The organism is Flavivirga jejuensis (assembly GCF_030540765.1).
GTDB lineage: Bacteria > Bacteroidota > Bacteroidia > Flavobacteriales > Flavobacteriaceae > Flavivirga > Flavivirga jejuensis.
Window position 1 is genome coordinate 132,336 of record NZ_JAUOEL010000005.1, and the last position, 23,302, is coordinate 155,637.

Annotated in this window: 18 protein-coding genes; 11 read left to right on the forward strand and 7 right to left on the reverse strand. The window is 29.6% G+C overall.

The features are described 5' to 3' along the window. Positions 1-167 precede the first annotated feature (167 nt). A complete protein-coding gene (gltX, locus tag Q4Q40_RS14530) occupies positions 168-1,679 on the reverse strand; it encodes a glutamate--tRNA ligase (protein WP_303302608.1) in 1,512 nt (503 codons plus the stop codon). 226 nt (positions 1,680-1,905) lie between these two features. Here gltX and dinD point away from each other — a divergent pair, with 226 nt between their 5' ends. From dinD to Q4Q40_RS14575, 9 genes are all read left to right on the forward strand, one after another. Further along, entirely contained in the window at positions 1,906-2,745 is an 840-nt protein-coding gene (gene dinD / locus Q4Q40_RS14535; RefSeq protein ID WP_303302609.1) for a DNA damage-inducible protein D, read from the forward strand. 56 nt (positions 2,746-2,801) lie between these two features. Continuing rightward, positions 2,802-6,260, forward strand: coding sequence for a DUF4175 family protein (locus tag Q4Q40_RS14540; protein ID WP_303302610.1), 3,459 nt, complete (start codon positions 2,802-2,804; stop codon positions 6,258-6,260). After that, positions 6,253-6,663, forward strand: coding sequence for an rRNA maturation RNase YbeY (gene ybeY / locus Q4Q40_RS14545; protein ID WP_303302611.1), 411 nt, complete (start codon positions 6,253-6,255; stop codon positions 6,661-6,663). Before Q4Q40_RS14540 ends, ybeY begins: the two co-directional genes overlap by 8 nt. Positions 6,664-7,005: 342 nt before the next feature. After that, positions 7,006-8,877, forward strand: a complete 1,872-nt coding sequence (gene mnmG, locus Q4Q40_RS14550; protein WP_303302613.1) for a tRNA uridine-5-carboxymethylaminomethyl(34) synthesis enzyme MnmG — start codon at positions 7,006-7,008, stop codon at positions 8,875-8,877. 78 nt (positions 8,878-8,955) lie between these two features. Then, positions 8,956-9,810 (forward strand): class I SAM-dependent methyltransferase, encoded by an 855-nt coding sequence (locus tag Q4Q40_RS14555; protein WP_303302614.1) that lies wholly within the window; start codon positions 8,956-8,958, stop codon positions 9,808-9,810. Positions 9,811-10,038: 228 nt separating this feature from the next. After that, positions 10,039-10,563, forward strand: coding sequence for an OmpH/Skp family outer membrane protein (locus Q4Q40_RS14560; RefSeq protein ID WP_303302615.1), 525 nt, complete (start codon positions 10,039-10,041; stop codon positions 10,561-10,563). A gap of 1,351 nt (positions 10,564-11,914) precedes the next feature. Then, a complete protein-coding gene (gene rpiB, locus Q4Q40_RS14565) occupies positions 11,915-12,349 on the forward strand; it encodes a ribose 5-phosphate isomerase B (protein ID WP_303302616.1) in 435 nt (144 codons plus the stop codon). After that, entirely contained in the window at positions 12,350-13,267 is a 918-nt protein-coding gene (locus Q4Q40_RS14570) for a cation diffusion facilitator family transporter (protein ID WP_303302618.1), read from the forward strand. A gap of 115 nt (positions 13,268-13,382) precedes the next feature. Further along, positions 13,383-13,829: a GNAT family N-acetyltransferase gene (locus tag Q4Q40_RS14575; protein WP_303302619.1), complete on the forward strand. Its 447-nt coding sequence runs from the start codon at positions 13,383-13,385 to the stop codon at positions 13,827-13,829. Between the two features lie 173 nt (positions 13,830-14,002). Here the strand turns inward: Q4Q40_RS14575 and Q4Q40_RS14580 are convergent, their stop codons facing one another. The 4 genes from Q4Q40_RS14580 to rnpA form a co-directional block, all read right to left on the reverse strand. Further along, positions 14,003-15,412 (reverse strand): T9SS type B sorting domain-containing protein, encoded by a 1,410-nt coding sequence (locus Q4Q40_RS14580; protein ID WP_303302620.1) that lies wholly within the window; start codon positions 15,410-15,412, stop codon positions 14,003-14,005. Further along, positions 15,405-16,259 (reverse strand): OmpA family protein, encoded by an 855-nt coding sequence (locus tag Q4Q40_RS14585; protein ID WP_303302622.1) that lies wholly within the window; start codon positions 16,257-16,259, stop codon positions 15,405-15,407. The genes Q4Q40_RS14580 and Q4Q40_RS14585 overlap by 8 nt, the downstream gene beginning before the upstream one ends. Before the next feature lie 66 nt (positions 16,260-16,325). Beyond that, positions 16,326-17,960 carry a S41 family peptidase gene (locus tag Q4Q40_RS14590; RefSeq protein ID WP_303302624.1) on the reverse strand — a complete coding sequence of 545 codons (1,635 nt, stop codon included), beginning with the start codon at positions 17,958-17,960 and terminating at the stop codon, positions 16,326-16,328. 18 nt (positions 17,961-17,978) lie between these two features. Further along, positions 17,979-18,350, reverse strand: a complete 372-nt coding sequence (gene rnpA, locus Q4Q40_RS14595; protein WP_303302625.1) for a ribonuclease P protein component — start codon at positions 18,348-18,350, stop codon at positions 17,979-17,981. A gap of 137 nt (positions 18,351-18,487) precedes the next feature. On the opposite strand from rnpA, the gene Q4Q40_RS14600 reads away from it, so the two are divergent. Together Q4Q40_RS14600 and Q4Q40_RS14605 are read left to right on the forward strand one after the other, a co-directional pair. After that, a complete protein-coding gene (locus Q4Q40_RS14600; protein WP_303302626.1) occupies positions 18,488-20,344 on the forward strand; it encodes a glutamate-cysteine ligase family protein in 1,857 nt (618 codons plus the stop codon). Beyond that, positions 20,341-21,537: a succinylglutamate desuccinylase/aspartoacylase domain-containing protein gene (locus Q4Q40_RS14605; RefSeq protein WP_303302627.1), complete on the forward strand. Its 1,197-nt coding sequence runs from the start codon at positions 20,341-20,343 to the stop codon at positions 21,535-21,537. The genes Q4Q40_RS14600 and Q4Q40_RS14605 overlap by 4 nt, the downstream gene beginning before the upstream one ends. Before the next feature lie 392 nt (positions 21,538-21,929). On the opposite strand, the gene Q4Q40_RS14610 is transcribed toward Q4Q40_RS14605, so the two are convergent. Both Q4Q40_RS14610 and Q4Q40_RS14615 read right to left on the reverse strand, forming a co-directional pair. Then, the gene (locus Q4Q40_RS14610) at positions 21,930-22,679 is read right to left on the reverse strand and encodes a thioredoxin family protein (protein ID WP_303302628.1); all 750 of its coding nucleotides are present in this window, start codon (positions 22,677-22,679) and stop codon (positions 21,930-21,932) included. 13 nt (positions 22,680-22,692) lie between these two features. After that, positions 22,693-23,148, reverse strand: a complete 456-nt coding sequence (locus tag Q4Q40_RS14615; protein WP_303302956.1) for a TlpA family protein disulfide reductase — start codon at positions 23,146-23,148, stop codon at positions 22,693-22,695. Positions 23,149-23,302 lie beyond the last annotated feature (154 nt).

The following is a 23,302-nucleotide window of genomic DNA, read 5'->3' on the forward strand; positions in this document are numbered from 1 at the left end:
TCCATCGGTTCGTTTTTGCAGGCTGAAAGTCTGCTTCGTGAAATGTGGTAATACTGAATTAGTGTGAATTCGTGAAATTTGTGTCAAAAATTTTTAGAAGTTAAAAGCACTAAAATACATAGTTTTAACTACAGTTAAGACCAATAAAATGTTCGCTTTGAATAAAATTATAAGGAATCAATCACCTTCTCAATGCGCTTTACTGTTTCAGGTTTTCCAATCATAAACATAATATCAAACACATCAGGACCTTGTAAAGCACCTACTAATGCTAAACGCAATGGCATCATGACTTTTCCAAAACCAATTTCATTATCTGTAATCCAGCCTTTAATTTTAGTTTGAAGCGTTTCAACAGTAAAGTCTTCAATCGTATTAATTATTGAAACCAATTCCTGCATAAGTTCCTTTGTCCCCTCTTTAAAAGCTTTTTTTGATGCTTTTTCGTCATAAGTATTTGGTGCTTGAAAAAAGAAATGACTCAGTTCCCAGAAATCAGAAACAAACGTGGCGCGTTCTTTTATTAAGCCAATAACCATAGCTATATAATTCACATCCAGATCACTTAATTCTGAATGTTGATTTTTAAATAACTCTGCCAAATCATCATTACTTTGCTCTTGCATATAGTGATGATTAAACCACTTTGTTTTATCTGGATCGAAACGAGCACCAGATTTATTAACACGACTTAAATCGAAACCTTCAATAAGTTCGTCCAGATTAAAAATTTCTTGTTCGGTACCTGGATTCCAGCCTAAAAAAGCCAGGAAATTTACCATAGCTTCAGGAAAATAGCCATCTTCTTTATAACCTCTTGAAATGTCGTTGGTTTTAGGATCTGTCCATTGTAAAGGGAATACAGGAAACCCTAATTTATCACCGTCACGCTTACTTAATTTTCCTTTTCCTGTTGGTTTTAAAATTAAAGGTAAATGAGCAAATTCTGGAGATTCCCAACCAAAAGCTTTGTATAATTGATAGTGTAATGCTAAAGACGGTAACCATTCTTCACCACGAATAACATGGGTTATTTCCATTAAATGGTCGTCTACAATGTTCGCTAGGTGATAGGTTGGCATCCCATCACTTTTAAATAACACTTTATCATCCAGAATATTAGTGTCAATTTTAATATCACCACGAATTATATCTTTAAGGTGTAGTGTTTCATCTTGAGGTGATTTAAACCGAACCACATAAGCATCACCAGCATCTAATTTAGCTTTTACTTCGTCTGCACTTAGCGATAAAGAATTACTCAGTTTTAAACGATTATGCCAATTATAAATAAATGTTTTTCCTTTTGCTTCATGATCTTTTCTATGAAAATCTAATGTTTCGGCAGTATCAAAAGCATAATACGCATTGCCAGAAGCAATTAATTCGTCGGCATATTGTTTGTATAAGTGTTTTCGCTCACTTTGTTTGTAAGGCCCAAATGTTTCATTTTTTCCAACCCCTTCATCATAAGGCATCCCACACCAATTAAGAGCATCAATAATATATTTTTCGGCACCTTCAACATATCTGTTTTGATCTGTATCTTCTATTCTAAGAACAAAAGTTCCTTTGTTTTTTTTTGCAAATAAGTAGTTAAATAAAGCTGTACGAACTCCTCCTATATGTAAAGGTCCTGTTGGGCTTGGTGCAAAACGCACACGAACGTTTTTGGTCATGTTATAATTAAAAATAATTCTTAAATAGTTAGATTTAAGAGTCTATTGGGTTTTCATCCTGAACCTGTTTCAGGAATTTCTTTGCAAAGATACAATTAACACTTAATTATAAACTCTGTACAAAATAAAATTGTAGTTTAGTCTTTAGTTCTATTTTTGTTTCCGTGAAAACAAAAATCTATATATAAATTGTATATAGCTTATAACAAGTTGTGAAATTTAGTTTATGAAATCAGAAATAATCAAATCATTATCAAATAATTTTGAAGACCACTCTCAAACAACTGAAAATGGTATAGAATTTTGGTTTGCAAGAGATCTTCAGCATTTATTAGGATATTCTGAATGGAGAAATTTTCAAAAAGTAATGACTAAAAGTAAAATCTCTTGTGAAGTAACTGGGAATAATATTTTAGACCATTTTGTTGACGTCAACAAAATGGTAAAATTAGGATCAGGAAGTGAGCGGGAAATAGATGATATTATGTTGACAAGATATGCTTGTTATTTGGTTGCTCAAAATGGAGATCCGAAAAAAGAACAAATTGCATTTGCTCAAAATTATTTCGCAATACAAACTAGAAGATTTGAAGAGATAGAACAACGAATAAAAGATTGGGAAAGGTTAGAAGCAAGACAAAAACTAACATTATCCGAAAAAGAATTATCTGAACTTATTTATGAACAAACTGGTAATGATAGAAATTTTGGAATAATACGGAGTAAAGGAGACCAAGCTTTATTTGGTAAAACTACGCAACAAATGAAAAATAAGCTCGGAGTCCCTAAAGGACGATCCTTGGCTGATTTTTTACCGACCATAACTATAAAAGCAAAAGACTTTGCAACAGAAATTACCGTATTTAATACTAAGGAAAAAGGTTTAAAAAACGAAAGACAAATTTCTACTGAACACATTATAAATAATAAATCTGTTAGAAAAATCTTACTTAATAGAGGAATAAAACCCGAAGAACTTCCTGCTGAAGAAGATCTTAAGAAACTCGAGCGTAGGGTTATTTCTGAACCAAAAAAACTCGGAAAAAATCCAGATAAATTGAACTGACAATTATAACACATAGCTAATTTTTGCTTTAGTTATGAATGTATTAAGATAACTTCATGAGCAACTTCAAAAACATACAAGACAAGTTAGAAGCCTTTATTAAACGCTATTACACCAATGAATTGCTTAAAGGCACCATTTTATTTTTCGCCATTGGATTATTATATTTAATATTCACATTATTCATCGAACATGTTTTATGGCTAAAAACCATAGCTAGAACTATTTTGTTTTGGTTGTTTATAGCTGTAGAAATAGCCTTGATTACAAAATTTATCGTTATTCCTTTGGCTAAATTATTCAAACTTCAAAAAGGAATTAATTATGAGGATGCTTCAAGAATTATAGGACACCATTTTCCAGAAGTAAATGATAAACTACTAAATGTACTTCAGTTACATCAAAATAAATCGCAATCGGAATTACTTTTAGCGAGCATCGAACAGAAATCATTAGAGCTAAATCCAATTCCTTTTAAATTGGCTATTAACCTTAAAAAAAATATCTCTTATTTAAAGTATGCTGCTATTCCTGTTTTAATCCTATTATTTACTTTTTTAACAGGTAATTTTAGTTGGTTTAGTGATAGTTACAAACGTGTAATTCATTATAAAACGGCTTACGAACCACCAGCTCCGTTTCAGTTTTTTGTTGTAAACGATCATTTAAAGGCTATTGAAAACAAAGACTTTAAATTAATTGTAAAAACAGCAGGAGAACTAGCTCCAGAAAGTGCTCAAATAACTTATAATAACGAAACTTATTTTTTACAACAAAAGGGAGTGGGAGCCTTTGAGTATGTGTTTTCACAACTTAAATCGGATATTAATTTTGAGTTATCGGCTAACGAAGTGAGGTCTAAACCTTATGAGATTAAAGTTGTTGAAGTGCCTTCCTTACTTAGTTTAGAAATGGTTTTAGATTACCCCAACTATACTAAAAAGAAGGATGAAATTATAAAAAGTACTGGGAATGCTTTGGTTCCTGAGGGCACAAATATTATTTGGCAGTTAAAAACGAAAGCAACAGAACATGTGTATTTATATGCAAACGATACCATTAATTTCTCTTCCAATGAATTAGGTGCTTTTAAAGCCTCTAAACGTGTTTATAATAATCTAGATTATAGTGTAAGCACAAGCAACAAAAATCTTAAGAATTACGAAAATTTAGCGTTTAATATTGCTGTTGTTAAAGATGAATATCCAGAGATCGATTTAAAAGTGGAAACTGATAGTTTAGATTTACAAACACTCTATTTTTATGGGCAAGTGAGCGACGATTATGGTTTTAGTAAACTACAACTTGTTTATTATCCATCTGACAATGAGAAAAACAAGCAGTTTGAAAAGATTCCAATTTCTAATTCTAATATTTCAGAATTTATAAGTGCTTTTCCAAACAATTTGAAGATAGAAGATGGTATTCCGTATGAATTATATTTTCAGGTATTTGATAATGATGCCATCAATAAATATAAAACGGTAAAAAGCAATGTATTTACTTATAGAAAACGCACTAAAGAAGAAGAGGCTCAGAAAAAATTAGAAGAACAGAGTGAAACCATCAAAGATTTAAATAAATCTTTAGAGAGATTTGATGAACAAGAGAAACAATTAAAAGAGCTAACTAAAACTCAAAAAGAAAAAGTGTCTTTAAATTTTAACGATAAGAAGAAATTAGAATCCTTCTTTAAGCGTCAAAAACAACAAGACGATATGATGAAAAACTTCAACAAAAAGTTAAAAGATAACTTAGAAGAATTTCAAAAGGAAGACCAGAAAGAAGATCCATTTAAAGAAGATTTAAAAGAACGTTTAAAAGAAAACGAAGAACAACTTAAGAAAGATGAAAAGATTTTGGATGAGTTAAAAAAGCTTCTTGAAAAAATCAATAACGAAGACGTACTAACCAAAAAAATGGAGGAACTTGCTAAGCAGAATAAAAACAAAAAACGAAGTTTAGAGCAGTTATTAGAATTAACAAAACGTTTTTATGTAGAAAAAAAATTAGAAAAATTAAAAAGTGATTTAGAAAAACTTGCTGAAAAACAAGAAAAACTATCTGAGAAATCTGAGAAAGAAAACACGAAAGAAAAACAAGAAGCTCTTAATAAAAAGTTTGATGAATTCTCTAAACAAATAGAAGATTTAAAAAAGGAAAGTAAAGATTTAAAAAAGCCAGTTGAGATTCCTCAAGATAAATTAGAAGAAAATGAGATTAAAAAGGAACAAAAAAATGCTTCGGAAGAATTAGGAAAAAAAGAAAACGAACAACCTAAAGAGGGAAGCGAAGAAACGCCTAAAGAAGATAAAAAAGAGAATTTAAAGAACGCACAGAAAAGCCAGAAAAAAGCAGCTCAGAAAATGAAAAAAATGAGTAAACAAATGCAAAGTGCTATGCAAGCAGGTGGCGGTGAGCAGATGCAAGAAGATGTTGATATGCTTCGACAGATTTTAGATAATTTGGTATTATTTTCTTTTGATCAGGAAGCTGTGATGAACCAGTTTAAAAGTATGGATGTTAACCATAATAAATTCGCATCTCTCTTACGTAAGCAAAGCAATTTAAAAGAGCATTTTGAACATATTGATGATAGCCTATTTTCATTATCACTTCGGCAACCTAAACTTTCTGAAAAGGTAAATAAAGAAATCACAGATGTTTATTATAATATAGATAAGGCTTTAGGTTCATTAGCCGAAAATCAATTATATCAGGGGGTTTCTAATCAACAATTTGCTGTAACCGCAGCTAATAATTTAGCAAATTTTTTAAGTGATGTTTTAGATAACATGCAAGAAAATATGAGTATGTCTCCTGGAAAAGGAGGGAAAGGCGATATGCAATTACCAGATATTATTATGAGTCAAGAAGAACTTAATAAGATGATGGAGGAAGGCATGAAGAAAAGTGAAAACGGAAAACCTAAAGAAGAAGGTAAAGGAGAAAAAGATGGTAAGAAAGGCGATGAGGGTAAAAAAGGAAAAGAAGGAGAGAAGGGTAAAGAAGGCAAAAAAGGAAATAAAGGAGGTAAGCAAGGAGAAGGAAAAGAAGGGGAGAAAAAAGGAAGTGAAGGTGAAGGAACTAATGATGATCTAAATGGTTTATTATATAAAATATACCAAGAACAACAACAGCTTCGAAATGCTTTAGAAAAAAGATTATCCAAAGAAGGAAAAGGAAAGAACGGTAATGGAAATGCTTTATTAAGAAAGATGGAAAACATTGAATTGGATTTATTAAACAAAGGATTTACAAACCAAACGCTTCAAAAAATGATGCAATTAAAACATCAGTTATTGAAACTAGAGAACGCTACTTTTCAACAAGGAGAAGATAATAAAAGAGAATCTAAAACAAATAAAAATAATTTTAGTAACACGACAAACAATCAAATTCCTACTGCAAAACAATATTTTAAAACTACCGAAATATTAAACAGACAAGCTTTACCTTTGCAACAAGTTTATAAAAAGAAAGTGCAAGAATATTTTAAGCAGAATAATGATTAACTTCAATTACGAAACTGATTTTTCTTTAGAGAGTGAAGAGGAAATTTCCAACTGGATTTTAAATACTGTTTCTGAAGAAACCTATAAAATAGAAGAAATAAATTATGTGTTTTGTGATGATGAATACCTTCATAAATTGAATGTAGAATTTCTAAATCATGATACATTAACAGACATTATTAGCTTTGATTATTCTATTGGAAAATTAATACAGGGAGATATTTTTATTTCTATTGAAAGAGTAAAAGATAATGCAAAGGATTTCTCTGTTTCTTTTAAAGAGGAATTGAATCGTGTTATCATTCATGGTATACTTCATTACTGTGGCTATAAAGATAAAACAGATGAAGATGCCACAGTAATGCGAGAAAAAGAGAACCATTACTTGAAGCAATTAGATTAACATAAATACAAATAGTTAAAAGCTATTCTTTAATATTTACATTGAAATAATCTTAAATACTAAATCATAATTTTATAAAATACATTTACTAACCTATTAAAGCTATGGGTGAAATAGGAAATAAAAAAATCTAAGATTTTTTTATTTATTTTATCACACCCAGAACTGCAAAAAAAGAAGTTCTAATCTCTTCTAAGAAAAGGTAAATTGGAATGGAAACTCCAAACTAGAGTAGGAGAGTTTTTAGATTAAAAAGGTGTTTTACATAAACACCGTATATTTGCAAACTTAAATTATTGATATGTTCCACGTGGAACACTCACGTTTTTAAAACCATAAATTATGTTTAATGAAGTATATGATGTTATAGTTGTTGGAGCAGGTCATGCAGGAAGTGAAGCTGCTGCTGCTGCTGCAAATATGGGTAGTAAGACTTTGCTTGTTACTATGAATCTTCAAAACATTGCGCAAATGTCTTGTAACCCCGCCATGGGAGGTATAGCAAAAGGACAAATTGTTAGAGAGATTGATGCGCTTGGTGGCTATAGCGGAATCGTTTCAGATACATCTGCTATACAATTTAAAATGCTTAACAAATCTAAAGGACCTGCTATGTGGAGTCCGAGAGTACAGAGTGATCGCATGCGTTTTGCAGAAGACTGGAGATTGCTTTTAGAGGGAACACCTAATCTTGATTTTTATCAAGAAATGGTATCTGGTTTAATAGTAGAAAAAGGAAAAGTTACAGGTGTAAAAACATCTTTAGGATTAGAGATAAAAGCGAAATCTGTTGTTCTAACAAACGGTACTTTTTTAAATGGACTTATACATATTGGAGATAAGAATTTTGGTGGTGGTAGAGCAGGGGAAAAAGCAGCTACTGGAATTACAGAACAGCTAGTAAATTTAGGTTTTGAATCTGGTAGAATGAAAACAGGAACACCTCCAAGAGTAGATGGTCGTAGTTTAGATTATTCAAAAATGGTAGAACAACCAGGCGATGATAAACCAGAAAAATTTTCCTATTTAGATATAACCAAATCATTAGAAAATCAACGTTCTTGTCATATGACTTATACGAGTCTTGAGGTTCATGATTTACTTCGAGAAGGCTTTGACAGGTCTCCTATGTTTAATGGTAGAATTAAAAGTTTGGGACCAAGGTATTGTCCTTCGATTGAAGATAAAATTAATCGATTTGCAGATAAGGACAGACACCAATTATTTATAGAACCAGAAGGTTGGAATACTTGTGAGGTTTATGTGAATGGGTTCTCTACATCCTTACCAGAGGATGTACAATTTAAAGCATTACGATCTGTAGTTGGTTTTGAAAATGTAAAGTTTTTTAGACCTGGTTATGCTATAGAATATGATTATTTTCCACCTACACAATTAAAACATACTTTAGAAACTAAGCTTGTTGATGGTTTATATTTTGCAGGTCAGATTAACGGAACCACAGGTTACGAAGAAGCAGCTTCTCAAGGATTAATGGCAGGTATAAATGCCAGTTTAAAAGTAAACGAAAAAGATGCTTTTACACTTAGAAGAGACGAAGCTTATATAGGTGTTTTGATAGATGATTTAATTACGAAAGGTACAGAAGAGCCCTATAGGATGTTTACATCTAGAGCAGAATACAGAACCTTATTACGCCAAGATAATGCAGATTTAAGATTAACACCTAAAGGATTTGAACTTGGATTAGCCAGCGAAAAGCGATTAAAGAGAATGGAACAAAAACACAATGATGCCGAAAAGTTTGTAGAATTCTTTTCTAAAACAAGTGTAAAGCCAGAAGAAGCAAATCCAGTTTTAGAAGCTAAAGGATCTGCTTTAGTTAAACAATCTGATAAAATCTTTAAGATTTTTTCCAGGCCTAATATATCAATTGACGATGTTCGAAAATTTGAAGCTGTAGAACAATATATTCAAGACAATAATTTAGATAATGAAGTTATTGAACAAACAGAAATTCAAGTTAAATATTCAGGATATATAGCTAAAGAAAAAAACAATGCAGATAAATTAAGCAGGTTAGAATATGTAAAAATTCCAGAGAATTTTGACTACTCACAAATTAAATCTATGAGTTTTGAAGCACGAGAAAAATTAAAAAAAATACAACCAACTACCGTATCTCAAGCATCAAGAATTAGTGGTGTTTCACCTAATGATATTTCGGTATTATTAGTTTATATGGGTAGGTAATTTTCAAACGTTCCACGTGGAACATTTTATACCAATTATAAAACGCATCATTCTAAACATAATTTATAATTTATTTAAATGGAACAAAATTCAAATAATTTAAATTTAAAAGATCACTCTGTTTCTGGTGAAAATTTTACATTAGTTCAGAATTTAGAATATGGTTTTTTAGAAACATCACCACAACCATCTTTAGATAAATTACCAGATTATTACAAAAGTGAAGATTATATTTCGCATACAGATACACAAAGAAATCTCTTTGAAAAAGTATATCATATAATTCGAAGCATATCTTTAAAGAAAAAATTAAAATTAATTAATTCCTTTTCTTTTTCTACAAATAAAAAGCTTTTAGATATTGGTTGTGGTACTGGCGATTTTTTACAAATTGCACAGCAAAACAATTGGAAAGTTTTCGGAATAGAACCAAATGAAAAAGCTAGAAAAATTACAAATAAAAAAACAAATAATGCTGCGTTCGAAACTGAACAACTTTTTAAATTTGATGCTGAAAGTTTTGATGTAATTACACTTTGGCATGTGTTAGAACATTTACCAAATTTAGAAGAACATATTACAATTATTAAAAAATTACTAAAACCTAATGGTACAATAATAATTGCTGTTCCTAATTATAAATGTTACGATGCTAAATATTATAAATCATTCTGGGCTGCTTATGATGTACCGAGACATCTTTGGCATTTTAATAAAACATCCATTTCTAAATTAATATCTAAAGTTTCTATGAAAGTCATAAAAATAAAACCCATGCTTTATGATGCGTTTTATGTAAGCCTACTTTCTGAAAAATACAAGAATGGAAAAATGAATCCTATTAAAGGGTTTTGGATTGGATTTCTTTCAAATTTAAAAGCTATTAAGTCTAAAGAAGCATCTTCGCTAATTTATATCATTAAAAATAGTTAAAATTGATTTTCAGAAACTTCTTTTAATCTTTAGTATACCAAATATCCAAACACCAGTCATAATTTTTAAAGTTCCTTAAAACGCTTTAAATCGATCCATTTTTAATAGATATTAGCTATTTATACTAAACTAGTCTATAAAAATTAATTATAATTTAAATTCAAAGAAATTCTGCCTTGAATTTTAAGGTACTTTACTATTTTTGTTCAGATTTAAAATAATAATAAAATGAATAAAATAGTTTATGTATTATTGGTAGCATTTGTTTTAACATCTTGCCAAAAAGAAAAAATTGGTTTTATAGACAATGGAATTGTTATAAATGATTTTCAAGAAAAAAAAGATCTAGAAACTAAATTTCAAGAAAAAGAAGAAGCTCTAAAAAAAAGAGCAGATAGTATTGGTAAGGCATTTCAAAATGAGTACTTATCTGTCCAAACTAAAGCACAAAATTTATTTCAAAGAAATAAAAGAAAAGAAGCCGAACAATTAATGGCTCCTTTCCAACAAAAGGCACAACAATTAGAGCAACAAATACAAATAGAACAACAACAATTTCAAAAAGATTTTCAAATAGAAATAGATTCTTTAATTGTTAAAGTAAAAGACTTTGTTAAAGATTACGGAAAGAAAAATGGTTACACTTATATTTTAGGTACAAGCGATGCAGCTGCAACTGTGTTATATGGTACTGATGAAAATGATTTAACAAAGACAATTCTTGATGCTTTAAACGAGACTTATAAAAAGTAGATAAATCAAAATTTATAAATTAATTAAATCCTAGTTAACGCTAGGATTTTTTTTGTTTTATAAAACTCTTTTTTTATATGATTGTCAATTTATCTTGTAATTACACAAACAAATATAAAAAGTAATATTTTTCTTACTAATAACTCAATCTCTAGTTTCTAAGTAACTTTTCCTCTATTTGTTTCAACTTCTACATAATAGATTAATTTTTTGTAAATACTTATAGCATCAGACCTAATTATAAAGCTAATAATTGCAATAATACTTTTTTTAGAGGTAAGATTAACACCTAAACCTAATCGATCATTAAATACGCCTTTAAATAAGTCTATTAGATCTTACCTATATTTTAAGATTGGAATCAACAAAAGCTATTAAAAGTATATTTTGTTTTGTAATTATTTTTAAATCAAAAATTTATATTACTAAAACAAATAATGAATCAGAATAGATACTATATATCTATGTTTTTTAAAACAAATATATTCTTAGTTGATATTAAGATAAATTATAAATAAAGATTTACTAAACTGTTTCAATTTATATCATATCTAATGCCAAATGAAACAGTAAAATCATATTAAATTATTGATTATAAAACATTTAAAGATTAATATTTAACTCTTCTTTTATTAGCATTAAAATTTTAAAACAGATAACTAATTGAGTTATCCACATTATATATTATAATACTATTTTATTTTTAAAATTTAAAAAAACAATAATGCATATTATAGTGTGTTAATAGCTAGGATAACTTTTTTTGATTTTTCTTTGATCATAATTAATTTACTTTCTATTAATAATTAATTAACAATAGAATTTATCTTAATAGATTCATTTGTAGGTATTTTAATATTTATATGAACACTTGTTAACAACTAAAGTTAACTACTTTTTCTAATAACTATTTTATTTTTTGTGTTCACATCTATCATTTTTTAGTCTAATAACATTGCTAAAAAAAGTGAATTAAATTTTTGGTAAAGTCATCTTACTTTTTGATTGGAAAAATAAATGGATTAACAATATTTTTCTTTTAGAAAGTAATCAACACTTATTAACAAGTAATGAATATAATAACACACATTGTTAACTATTTTTGTTCCTTAAAATTATTGTCTTTTATTTGAAACCTTTTTCAAGTATATTTATAAAGCATTGATAATTAAGCTATTTTGTCTTTAATGTTAACTAATACTTTTTTTATAATTCTGTTTATTAATTAGTTAGAAACCAGCCTTTGTTCTTGATTTTAATAGCGAATAAGTCTTATACGTAACAAAGACATTAATGATTTTAAAAATTAAGTTAGTACCTTTATACTTTATTAAAACAAGATAATAAAATCATGACAATTTCTATAGGAAACGATCACGCAGGAACAGATTATAAATTTGCAATTAAACACTATTTAGAAGATAAAGGGTATACTGTTAATAACTATGGAACCGATGCAAATGATAGTGTAGATTATCCAGATTTTGTACACCCAGTAGCCCAGGATATAAAAAATAAAAAAGTAGATTTTGGTATTTTAATATGCGGTAGTGCCAATGGTGTTGCTATGACAGCTAATAAATATCAAGAAGTACGTGCTGGTTTGTGTTGGACCAAAGAGATTGTAGAACTTATAAGGCAACATAATAATGCAAATATTTTATGTATTCCTGCACGCTATACTGCTATTCCTCAGGCCTTACAAATGGTAGAAATATTTTTAAATACTAAATTTGAAGGGGGTAGACATCAAAATAGAATAGATAAGATTCCACTATCTTGTTAAATGGGGCATTCTCATACTCATAACCATTCACATACTCATAACGACTTAAAAGGACGTAATCTTTTTATATCCATTTTATTAAATATTCTTATTACAGTTGCTCAAGTAATAGGAGGTATTGTTTCTGGTAGTTTAGCTTTATTAAGTGATGCATTACACAACTTTAGCGATGTTCTTTCCTTAGTTGTAAGTTATGTAGCTAATAAATTATCGAAAAAAAAAGCCTCAATTCACAGAACATTTGGGTATAAACGTGCAGAAATTTTAGCAGCTTTTATAAACGCTTCGACTTTAATAATTGTTGCTGTTTTATTAATAATTGAAGCTATTAAAAGATTTCAAAACCCAGAAGAAATAGCATCTAATTTAGTTATTTGGTTATCTCTTTTAGGCATTGTAGCTAATGGCTTTAGTGTCCTTTTATTAAAAAAAGACTCCAAGGCTAATATGAATATGAAAAGTGCCTATTTGCATTTATTAACAGACATGATGGCAAGTATTGCAGTACTAATAGGAGGTCTGTTAATGAAATATTATCAATTGTATTGGGTAGATAGTGTATTAACTTTTGCTATAGCGCTTTATTTAATTTGGATGGGTTTCGATTTATTAAAAAGTTCCACAAAAGTTTTAATGTTATTTACTCCAGACGATATTCCTTTAAAACAAATTGTTGCTGAAATAAATGCTTTCGAATCTATTAAAAATGTACACCATGTTCATGTATGGCAATTAAACGAAGAAGAAATTCATTTAGAAGCACATATTGATTTTAATAATGATATTACCTTATCTGAGTTTGATGTTATTTTACACGAAATAGAAAACTTAGTGTTTAATAAATACGATATTAATCACGTAAATATTCAGCCAGAATTTGGAAAGGATGATGCTAAAGATTTGATTGTACAAGACTAATAAAAATCGTTATTCTTTCATTATAACTTATTGATTTCTTTTTATTTAATAGATAGTTCCTTTTTAATGAGTATTATAAGTTAACCATGAGAACATATTTAAGTAAAATTTTAAAATGACGCTAAAAATACAAGTAAAAACATTTGGGGCATTAACCAAGCAAGAATTGTATAGTCTGTTACAATTAAGAAGTGACGTATTTGTAGTTGAGCAAGATTGCGTGTATCAGGATATTGATGGAAAAGACCAAAAAGGGTTGCATGTTTTAGGTTTTAAAGAAGATAGATTAGTGGCTTATACCCGTATTTTCAAACCAGGAGATTATTTTAAAGAGTCTAGTATAGGTAGAGTGGTGGTTGCTAAAAAAGAACGTGCTTATAAGTATGGTTATGATATTATGAAAGCCTCAATAAAAGCTATTACAGATAATTATAATACCTCGTTAATAAAAATATCGGCACAAGTATATTTAAAAAAATTCTATATTAATTTGGGTTTTACAGCTGTTGGTGTGGAATATTTAGAAGATGATATTCCACATATTGCTATGATTAAAAAGTAAATTCCTATGGATTGAAAGTCTATAGAGTCGTTTTGGGAAACTGAAAATCTGCTTTGTGAAATACCAAAATAAAAGGTAAAAATTGTAAAATTTAATTAGTATGAATTCGTGTCAATTTTTTTAGAAGCTAAATGTAATAAAGCTTAGATTTAACTATAGTTGAGACCAATAAACTAGTGTTTTAAAGCAAAATGACCTCTAATAATTTCATTAGAGTTTAAAGTAATTACATACCAATAATCATCACTATTTAAAACTTTTCCATTAAAAATGCCGTTCCAACCTGGAGAATTTGGAGGTAATGTTTTTAAAAGTTTACCGTGCTTATTAAAAATATGTATCATTTTTATGGAATTATTACTATCAAAAACTTGCCATAAATCGTGGCTACCATCGTTGTTTGGTGTAAAGTATTTTGGGATATAATAATCTTCATCAATAATTAATACGCTAAAGCTAGATTCGTTGCTATCGCAAGTAGTTTCATTATAAATATAAATGGTTTGAGAAGTTGTAATAGCCTCTCCTGCATTAAACGAGATGCCATTACCTCCAGGTTGATTAAAGTAATTTCCGTTTATTAAACTAGGCAAAATGTAAGACGTATTCGTTATAACATTATCAAGAGTATCTACATTAACAAAATTGCTGCAATCGTTTTGAGAAGTAATGTAATTTGAAAAAGAAACAGGCTCCCAAATTAAATGATTTCCTGAAGGATTATCAACAACAACACAGTTTAAATCAGGATTAACCCTAAAATCTATTGCAGTAATATTAGCATTATTACCGTTTCTAAGATTCAATCTGCATAGATTGTTATTACTACAATCCAGTTGGGTAAGGTTAGAATTATTGGAAAGATTTAATTCTGCTAATTCATTAAATGCACAATTTAAAGTTATTAATTGATTATTTATAGAAAGGTCTAAATTGGTTAGTTGATTGTTTTCAGAAGAAAAGAAAGTTAGACTCGGATTATTAGAAAGATCAAGACTGCTTATTAGATTATTACCACATTGAAATGTACTTAATGTATTATTTTGGGATGTATCTAAGGAAGCTATTTGGTTGTGTTCAGATACTAAAACATTTAAGCGAGTATTCTGCGTAACATCTAAATTAGATAGCATATTATTTTCACACCTTAATGAAATCAATAATGTGTTTAGAGTAACATCAAGACTGGTTAATTGATTAGAATCACACCATAAAATTTGTAAATCTCTATTTTGAGTAACATCTAAATTGGTTAATTGGTTATTACCGCAAAATAAATGAATTAAGCGTGTATTTTGTGTAACGTTGAGATTTGTTAGATTATTTGATTCACAATTAAGGATTTCTAAAGCCGTAAAGGCTTCAATACCGGTAAGATCTAATATACCTTCATTTTCTATAAATAACTCCGTAAGACCGCTTATATTTGCCGTTAGGACTAAATTATCTAAAGGTCCTGTATCGTAACCTAAAGTTATTAAAGCTTGTTCAAAATTATCGTCTGGAACAAATGTGGTACTTTGAGACGTACCAATAGAACTTAGTAATACTAATACTAAAAAGCATAAGTATTTTTTAATCACCCACATAGGTTATTAAAATTTCAACACGCCTATCAAATTTTGGGTCACCACCAAGAGGAAATTTTCGACGCATCCCTAAATGACGCATCCTCTTTTTGTCAACACCTTTTTTGGCAAAATAATCATAAACATATTTTGCCCTGGCTTCAGATAAGTTTCGTTTTTTAGTTTTTCTATCTACAGCATCTCTACTGTATTGTGTACAGCATACATGCCCTTGAATAGTAAAATAAATCCCTTTTCGCTCAACAAGTGCCTTTGCGATAGCCTCCAGTGTTTTTTTAGATCCTGAGGTTACTGTACTATAACCAGTTTTAAATAAAATATTTTTAAAAATTATTTTATCACCAACTTTAAGATCGCCTTTAATTAATTCTGGAACATCTTTCTTTTTTTCGACTTTTGGAACAGGCTTTTTTTCGACTGGTTTTGGCTTTGGTACTTTTTGCTTTACTATAATTTCTACTTTTCTATTTAAACCTCTTATTTTTAGTAGGTTTTTTTCTTCAATAATCTTTAATAGAATTTCACCTTTTCCATCAACATTAGTAATTAAATCATCGCTAATTTCATTACTAGAAAAAATAGTTTTTATAGCGATTGCACGTTGTTGAGAAAGTTTTAGATTATAAGTATCGGCACCAATATCATCACAAAAGCCAAATATAGATATGCTTTCAATGTCTATATCCGTCAATGTTGAAATAAAGAGTAGTAAACGATTTTTTTCAGTTGGCGGTAGATTGTATTTATCTGTATCAAAGTAAACCTCGTGCGTTAATTCTTTTTGAGAAAACGCAGATACACTATTAAGTGTTATTAATATTAATAACAAAAATTTATTCATAGGTAAGATAATAGAACAGGTATAAATATACTGTTTTAATTTTTTTTATATAGAAATAAGTAAATCTTACTTTAAATAATCAAAGTAAGTTGAGGGTTTACTAAGTATTTCTGTTGCTTTTTTAATTTTAGAATCGTTTACTTTATAATATTCATACAACCCCTCTCTGTAAACATATCTTTTTACGATGTCTTCTGTTAATAATTCTAATAAATAATCTTTATTCTCGTCTATAACACCAGTTTTAGAGACTCTTAAATTAGATACCAAAGTCTTAAAGTCTTTTTCAATATTATCATTCAATTCTTCTTTAGTTGCTGTTTCAAAAGCTTTGTATAGAGCCTTTTCTGTATCTGTTTCAAAAGAAAAGTTATTCGTTTTTAAATAATTTTTAAAATTTGAAAAGTCAGCATCCGAAAGCTTTAAACTATTAATATCGTTTGGAGTATTTTTATAATAATACTCTGTGGCATAATTAAATATTAAGTCGCTGTTTACTATGGCATTTGTGATTGCCGAATTTTTAGAAGCGTTAAAAATAACATCTGGAAATACGCCGCCACCATCAAATACCTTACGACCGTTTTTGGTTTTAAACTCGTTATAATTTTCTTGTTTTACACGAACCGCTTCTCCTTTTTTATTCCTGTTCCAATAATCTAAAGATTGAATGCATCTGCCAGAAGGGGTATAATATCTTGAAATAGTTATTTTAACCTGTGTACCGTAAGTAAGTAGCTTAGGGCGCTGTACCAAACCTTTACCAAAGCTTCTGGCGCCTACAATAACAGCGCGATCTAAATCTTGTAACGAACCCGATACAATTTCGCTTGCCGAAGCACTACTTCCATCAATTAAAACTACTAATGGTATTTTGGTATCAATAGGTTCACTTTGTGTATAGTACGTTTTATTATATTTTTTAACTTTAGATTTTGTGGTGACTACCAATTGGCCTTTAGGCACAAAAAGGTTCACAATTTTAATAGCCTCATTAAGCAGTCCTCCTGGGTTTCCTCTTAAATCCAGAATAATATGTTCTGCTCCTTGAGCTTTTAAATCACGTAAAGCATAATTGGTCTCTGCATGTGCTTTATTATTAAATCTGCTTAAAACAATATAACCTGTTTTATCGTTAACCATCGAAAAATGTGGTACAGCCTTAATTTCAACTTCAGCTCTTTTTATAGTGGCAGTTTGAGTTTTACCTTGGCGTATATAAGTAACTTCTACAGATGTGTCTGAAGTGCCTTTTAATAAGCTGCCAGCATCTTCTTTATAAGTATCTATGCTAATGTCACCAACTTTAATAATTTCGTCTCCAGCTTTTAAACCCGCTTTATCTGCTGGATAGTCTTTATAAGGCTCTACAATAACCAATTTATCTTTAAATGTTTTTACTCTGGCACCTATGCCCGTATAATCGCCAGTATTATTAATTCTAGCAGCTTCAACATCCTGTTCGTTCATAAAATTGGTGTATGGATCTAAACCTGCTAGCATACTTTTAATAGCAGTATCCATTAAATCACCTGGGTTTGTTTCATCAACATAATTCATGTTGAGCTCTTTAAAAAGCGTTGTAAATATTTCTATTTGCTTCGCTATTTCGAAAAAATCATTTTTAAAAGAAGTTCCAGCAAAAAAAAGGAGACTTGCCAGTATAGGAATTATGATTTTCTTTTTTAATAAGTATTTCATAGTTAAAGTATCTTTTTATTATGAAACTTTGCTGGAAAATTTTTCAAACAAAGGTTTCATTTTAGATTCTATTTGGGTTAAGGTTGGTTTGTCTTTGCCAATGTACAAAATCATAAACGCATATTGTGTTGTAATGTTGTTAAAATACACAGCTTTGTTTAGTCTATAAACCTCTCTTAATAATCGTTTTATGCGGTTTCTATCTACAGCTGTTTTAAAATTTCGTTTACTTACAGATACGCCTGTTTTAGCGATAACATCATCATCAAAAGTTGTTTGAAGGTAGACTAACCGTAAGGGAAAAGCCGAAACAGATTGTCCTCGTTCAAACAATTGTTCGATAAGCTTTTTGCTTTTAAGTTTTTCTTTCTTAGGATATGATGTAGACATATGTAAATATATGAATGCAAAAATAGCAATAACAATTAACACCTCAATTGCAATATATCTGCATGATAAAAATCATATTTAAACTCATTGAATCGTAGTAACTTAATAGTTTAAAAATAATTAAAGTATTCTATAGAATGGGTGACTTAAATATTATAAAGCTAAAGACTAAAAAGGATAGGGCTAATTACATTCATCATTTATTAAATGATATTAAGGCTCTTGATCTAATGATTGAAAAAGGTTTGATAGAAGAAGATGTTCATAGAATAGGTGCAGAACAAGAATTTTGTTTGGTAAACAATCAATTTTTACCAGAGAGTAAGTCGTTAGAGCTTTTAAAAGATATTGATGACGACCATTTTACAACAGAGATTAGCAACTATAATCTTGAGATAAATTTAGATCCTGTAATACTTGGAGGCACTTGTTTTTCACGGTTGCATAAGCAGTTGAAAACACTATTGGAAAAGGGGAAGAAAGTAGCGTCTAAGAAAGATATTAAAATAATATTGACAGGCATTTTACCATCATTATCTATTAACAATGCTAATGAGGAGAATATGACCAATGTTGAACGGTATTCTGTATTAAATGATGAAATAAAAAGAATAAGAAAACAAAATTTCGATATCCATATTAAAGGTGCAGATGAATTAAATTTATGGCATGATTCTGTGATGTTAGAAGGCTGCAATACCAGTTTTCAGATGCATTTACAATTAAGTCCGAAAACGTTCGTAGATAGTTATAATTGGGCACAAGCTATTTCTGGACCTATTTTAAGTATATGTGCTAACTCGCCATTGCTATTTGGTAAAGAACTTTGGAGAGAGACCCGAATAGCCCTATTTACACAAAGTATTGATACCAGAGCTAATTCCTATCTATTAAACGATAAATTGTCGCGAGTTAGTTTTGGGAACAAATGGCAAACAGGATCTGCGATCGATATTTTTAAAGATAATATTTCCAGGTTTAGAAGCTTTATTACTACTGGTTTTATTAAGGATAGTGTTGATATGTTAAATAACAACGAAATTCCAAAACTAAGAGCTTTAGGGCTCCATAACGGCACTGTATATCCTTGGAATCGCGTTTGTTATGGTACAATAGATGGCAAACCAAATTTAAGAATTGAAAACAGATATATCCCTTCGGGTCCAACTCCTGTTGATGAAATTGCAAACATGGCATTTTGGGTGGGTGTTATGCTAGGCAAACCCAAAAAGTATAAAAATATACATAAACAATGGGATTTTAAAGATGTAAAAACAAACTTTTTTAATGCCGCCCGATATGGGATAGCAACCCAATTTTATTGGAATGGTACGTATATTTCCAGTTACGATTTAATCTTAAATGAGCTTTTACCTATGGCATATAAAGGCTTATATAGTGCTGGGGTATCACCAAAAGATGCAGAATATTATTTAAAAATTATTAAAGATAGAGTGCAGGGTAATAGTGGTTCAGAGTGGCTTGTTAGAAACTTTAGGCAATTATTAAAAACGCATAAACGTTTTGAGGCCATGCAAATATTAACCTCTAAAATGTATGAAAAGCAAGAAAAAGGATATCCAGTTTCTACTTGGGGAATCTTACACGATAGCAATGATTTTCCATTTAAAGAACAAAGAGTTGTAAAGCATATTATGAGTTCCGACATTTTTTCTGTCGATAAAAAAGATAGTATTGAATTGGTCTTAAATATCATGAAATGGAAGAACATTCACCATGTGCCAATTATAAATAATGGTAGGGAATTGCTAGGTTTAATAAGTTGGACAGACGTTAAATCGTTTTTAGAAACCCCTAAACAACAACATGATTCGGTTGGTAAAATAATGAGAACAGCTATTATAACTACAGATGAGTACACACCTATTCATGTCGCAAAAAAACTAATGAACGATAACAATATAGGGAGTCTTCCAGTGGTAAAACAAAATAAATTAGTAGGCTTGATCACTAGAAATGATTTTAATACATGATCGATGTATATAGTAAAGCACGAGATAACAGCATAACTGTAAAAAGAATACTTGGTAAGATAGAAGGATCAAAACCAGGATCGACGATGGTATTTTTTGGCGGTATTCATGGTAATGAGACCTCTGGAATTTATGCTTTAAAAGAGGTTTTAGAGGGTATTGACGCTTTAAAGGTAAAAGGTGTTATTTATGGAATTTCGGGCAATTTAAAAGCACTTAAATTAAACCAACGATATGTTGATGAGGATTTAAACCGACTTTGGACTAAAGAACGTATTGAAGCTATTAAGAAAAAAGTGGTTTTAAATGATGATGAATCAGAATTGCTGGAGCTATTAACTATTTTAAACACTATTTTAGAGACCGAAAAACCACCATTTTATTTTATAGACCTACATACCACATCAAGTAAAACTTTACCTTTTATAACGATTAATGACGCGTTAATAAACCGAAAATTTTCTAAACAGTTTCCCGTTCCCATTGTGTTGGGCATAGAAGAGTATTTAAATGGTCCCTTGTTAAGTTATATAAACGAATTAGGTTATGTGTCTTTAGGTTTTGAATCTGGGCAGCATGACGATCTAAGTGCTATCACGAATAATAGGGCATTTATTTATTTGGCTTTAGTGTTTTCGGGTATTTTGAAAGCAGCAGCTGTTACCAATTTCTTAGATCATTATAAACAATTACAGACACAGGCTGCTAATATTATTGATATTTTTGAAGTTATTTATCTTCATAAGATACAATCTCACGAAACTTTTACCATGATAAATGGGTTTAAAAGTTTTCAAGCCATAGATAAAGGGATCCCAATAGCTATAAGCAATAGTAGAGAATTAAAAGCAAAATATAATGGACGTATTTTTATGCCGTTGTATCAAACTAAAGGGGCCGAAGGCTTTTTTATTATAAGACGTATCAACCCTTTTTACTTAAAATTATCAACCTTTTTAAGGCGCACAAAATTTGATAGTTTATTAGTAACATTACCTGGTGTTTCCTGGTTAAATAAAGATGAAGGTGTTTTACAGGTTAATTTAAAGGTTTCCAGGTTTTTTGTTAAGTCGTTTTTTCATTTGTTGGGTTATAGAAATAAACAAATTACAAGGACTCATTTAAGGCTCAACAACCGTGAACGTGTAGCTAAAACAGGGATCTATAAAAAAGAAAGATGGTTTAAGAAGTAAAGGGGGATTTATAATTCAAAAAAGAAAAAATTTAAGTAGTCTATTATTTTTTAGTGCCTTAGGTATAGCCAATAATGATTTTATTACTCAGGGCAACGCATTAAATTTTTTTCTATTATTTAAAAGTCCTTGTTCTGTCATTCTGATGAAGTATGAGGAAGAATCTCTTAAATACATTGATCATTATTCAAAAATATGAGATGCTTCACTACGTTCTGCATGACAATTCAATCCTAGTTATTTGATAAACAGTTATTCAAAATGTATACGGAATTTTTTATGCGTTTGCCCTATTCTATTACTCTTTTGAATAGAATAAACGTATAAAAAAAGCGCAAGTTTTAATAACTTGCGCTAAGATGGCTGTTTTTGTATTCTAAAACTAAGTAGAATTAAGCTTTAATTGGACATCCAATAGCTTTTGTTAAACTTGGATTCGGTTTTTCTCCTTTTTCTATGGCTTCTATGGCATTTTCAAGGTATTTTACCTTTACATTTTCGGCAGATCTTGCATTGTCATCAATGGTACCAATGTATTGAACTTTACGTTCTTTATCTAATAAAAATACATGTGGCGTTCTAACAGCTCCGTATTTTGGATATAATTTTTGACCTTCGTCAACTAAATAAGCAAATGGAAATCCTTTTTCTTTGGCTCTTTTTTGCATGGCTTCATACCCTTCTTTTTCATTTTTAGGGTTATTAGGATTAATAGCAATTACTGGATATCCTTTTGTAGCATACTTATTATGTAGTTCGATTAAACGGTCTTCATACATTTTTGCAAAAGGACATTCGTTACAAGTAAACGTTACAATGTATCCTTTTGCATTGTTTATACCTGCTAATGAAACCATAGAACCATCCACATTTTTAAGATTGAAATCGGTAGCAACGTCTCCGATTTTATAGCCTCCAATTTCTTCTAATGTTTTTGTTTGCTCTGGACCATGGCCACCAGGAGGTCCTTTTCTTTCTCCATTATGTGGTGGTCCCTTGCGGTCTCCAGGAGGAGGTCCTTTTCTTTCTGGGTTATTGTTTTCTGCAGAAATATCTGTGTTTTGTTTTGCTTTATTATTACAAGAAACAAGGACACTGGATACTAGACCAACTACGGCAATGCATAAAATTAATTTTTTCATAAATAGATTATTTTTAGAGTTTTAAGGTTTCTGTTATGGTGTTTTCTAAATCTTCTAAACTAGAGAAAGTATGTTCAAAAAAGCCTCGTTTTTTATTATTAAAAATGATAGTGAAAGGAATAGCGCCAGACCAATTCGGGTCTATTTTATCTATCCAACTATTAGAATCTGGATCATCTAATAAAATGACTTTAGAAGTAATATTTTTTTGCTTTAAAAAAGGTTTGAGTTTTGTTTCAATATCTTCTGGAAAATCAAGACTTACGAGTATTATTTCTACATTTGGATTTTTGTTAGCATATTGTTGAATATATGGTAATTCTTTAACACATGGAGCACACCACATGGCCCAGAAATTAATAACGTATGTCTTATTGGTTTTAGTATAAAGAAGAGGTTCTAGCTCATTAAAATTGTAAATAGGAATATCATTGCTAATTTTAGAAACACTTTTATTTGTTATCAACACTTCTTTTTTTTCGTTTTTACAACTTAAACAAAAAGAAATTATTAAAATAAGATATAAAAGACGTCTTTTTTGTTGTTTAAAAAATATAATTACTAGCAAAGTTAAAAAGTGTTTTAATGTGTTAGACCTATTAAGTTATTAAAGGTTTAATTTA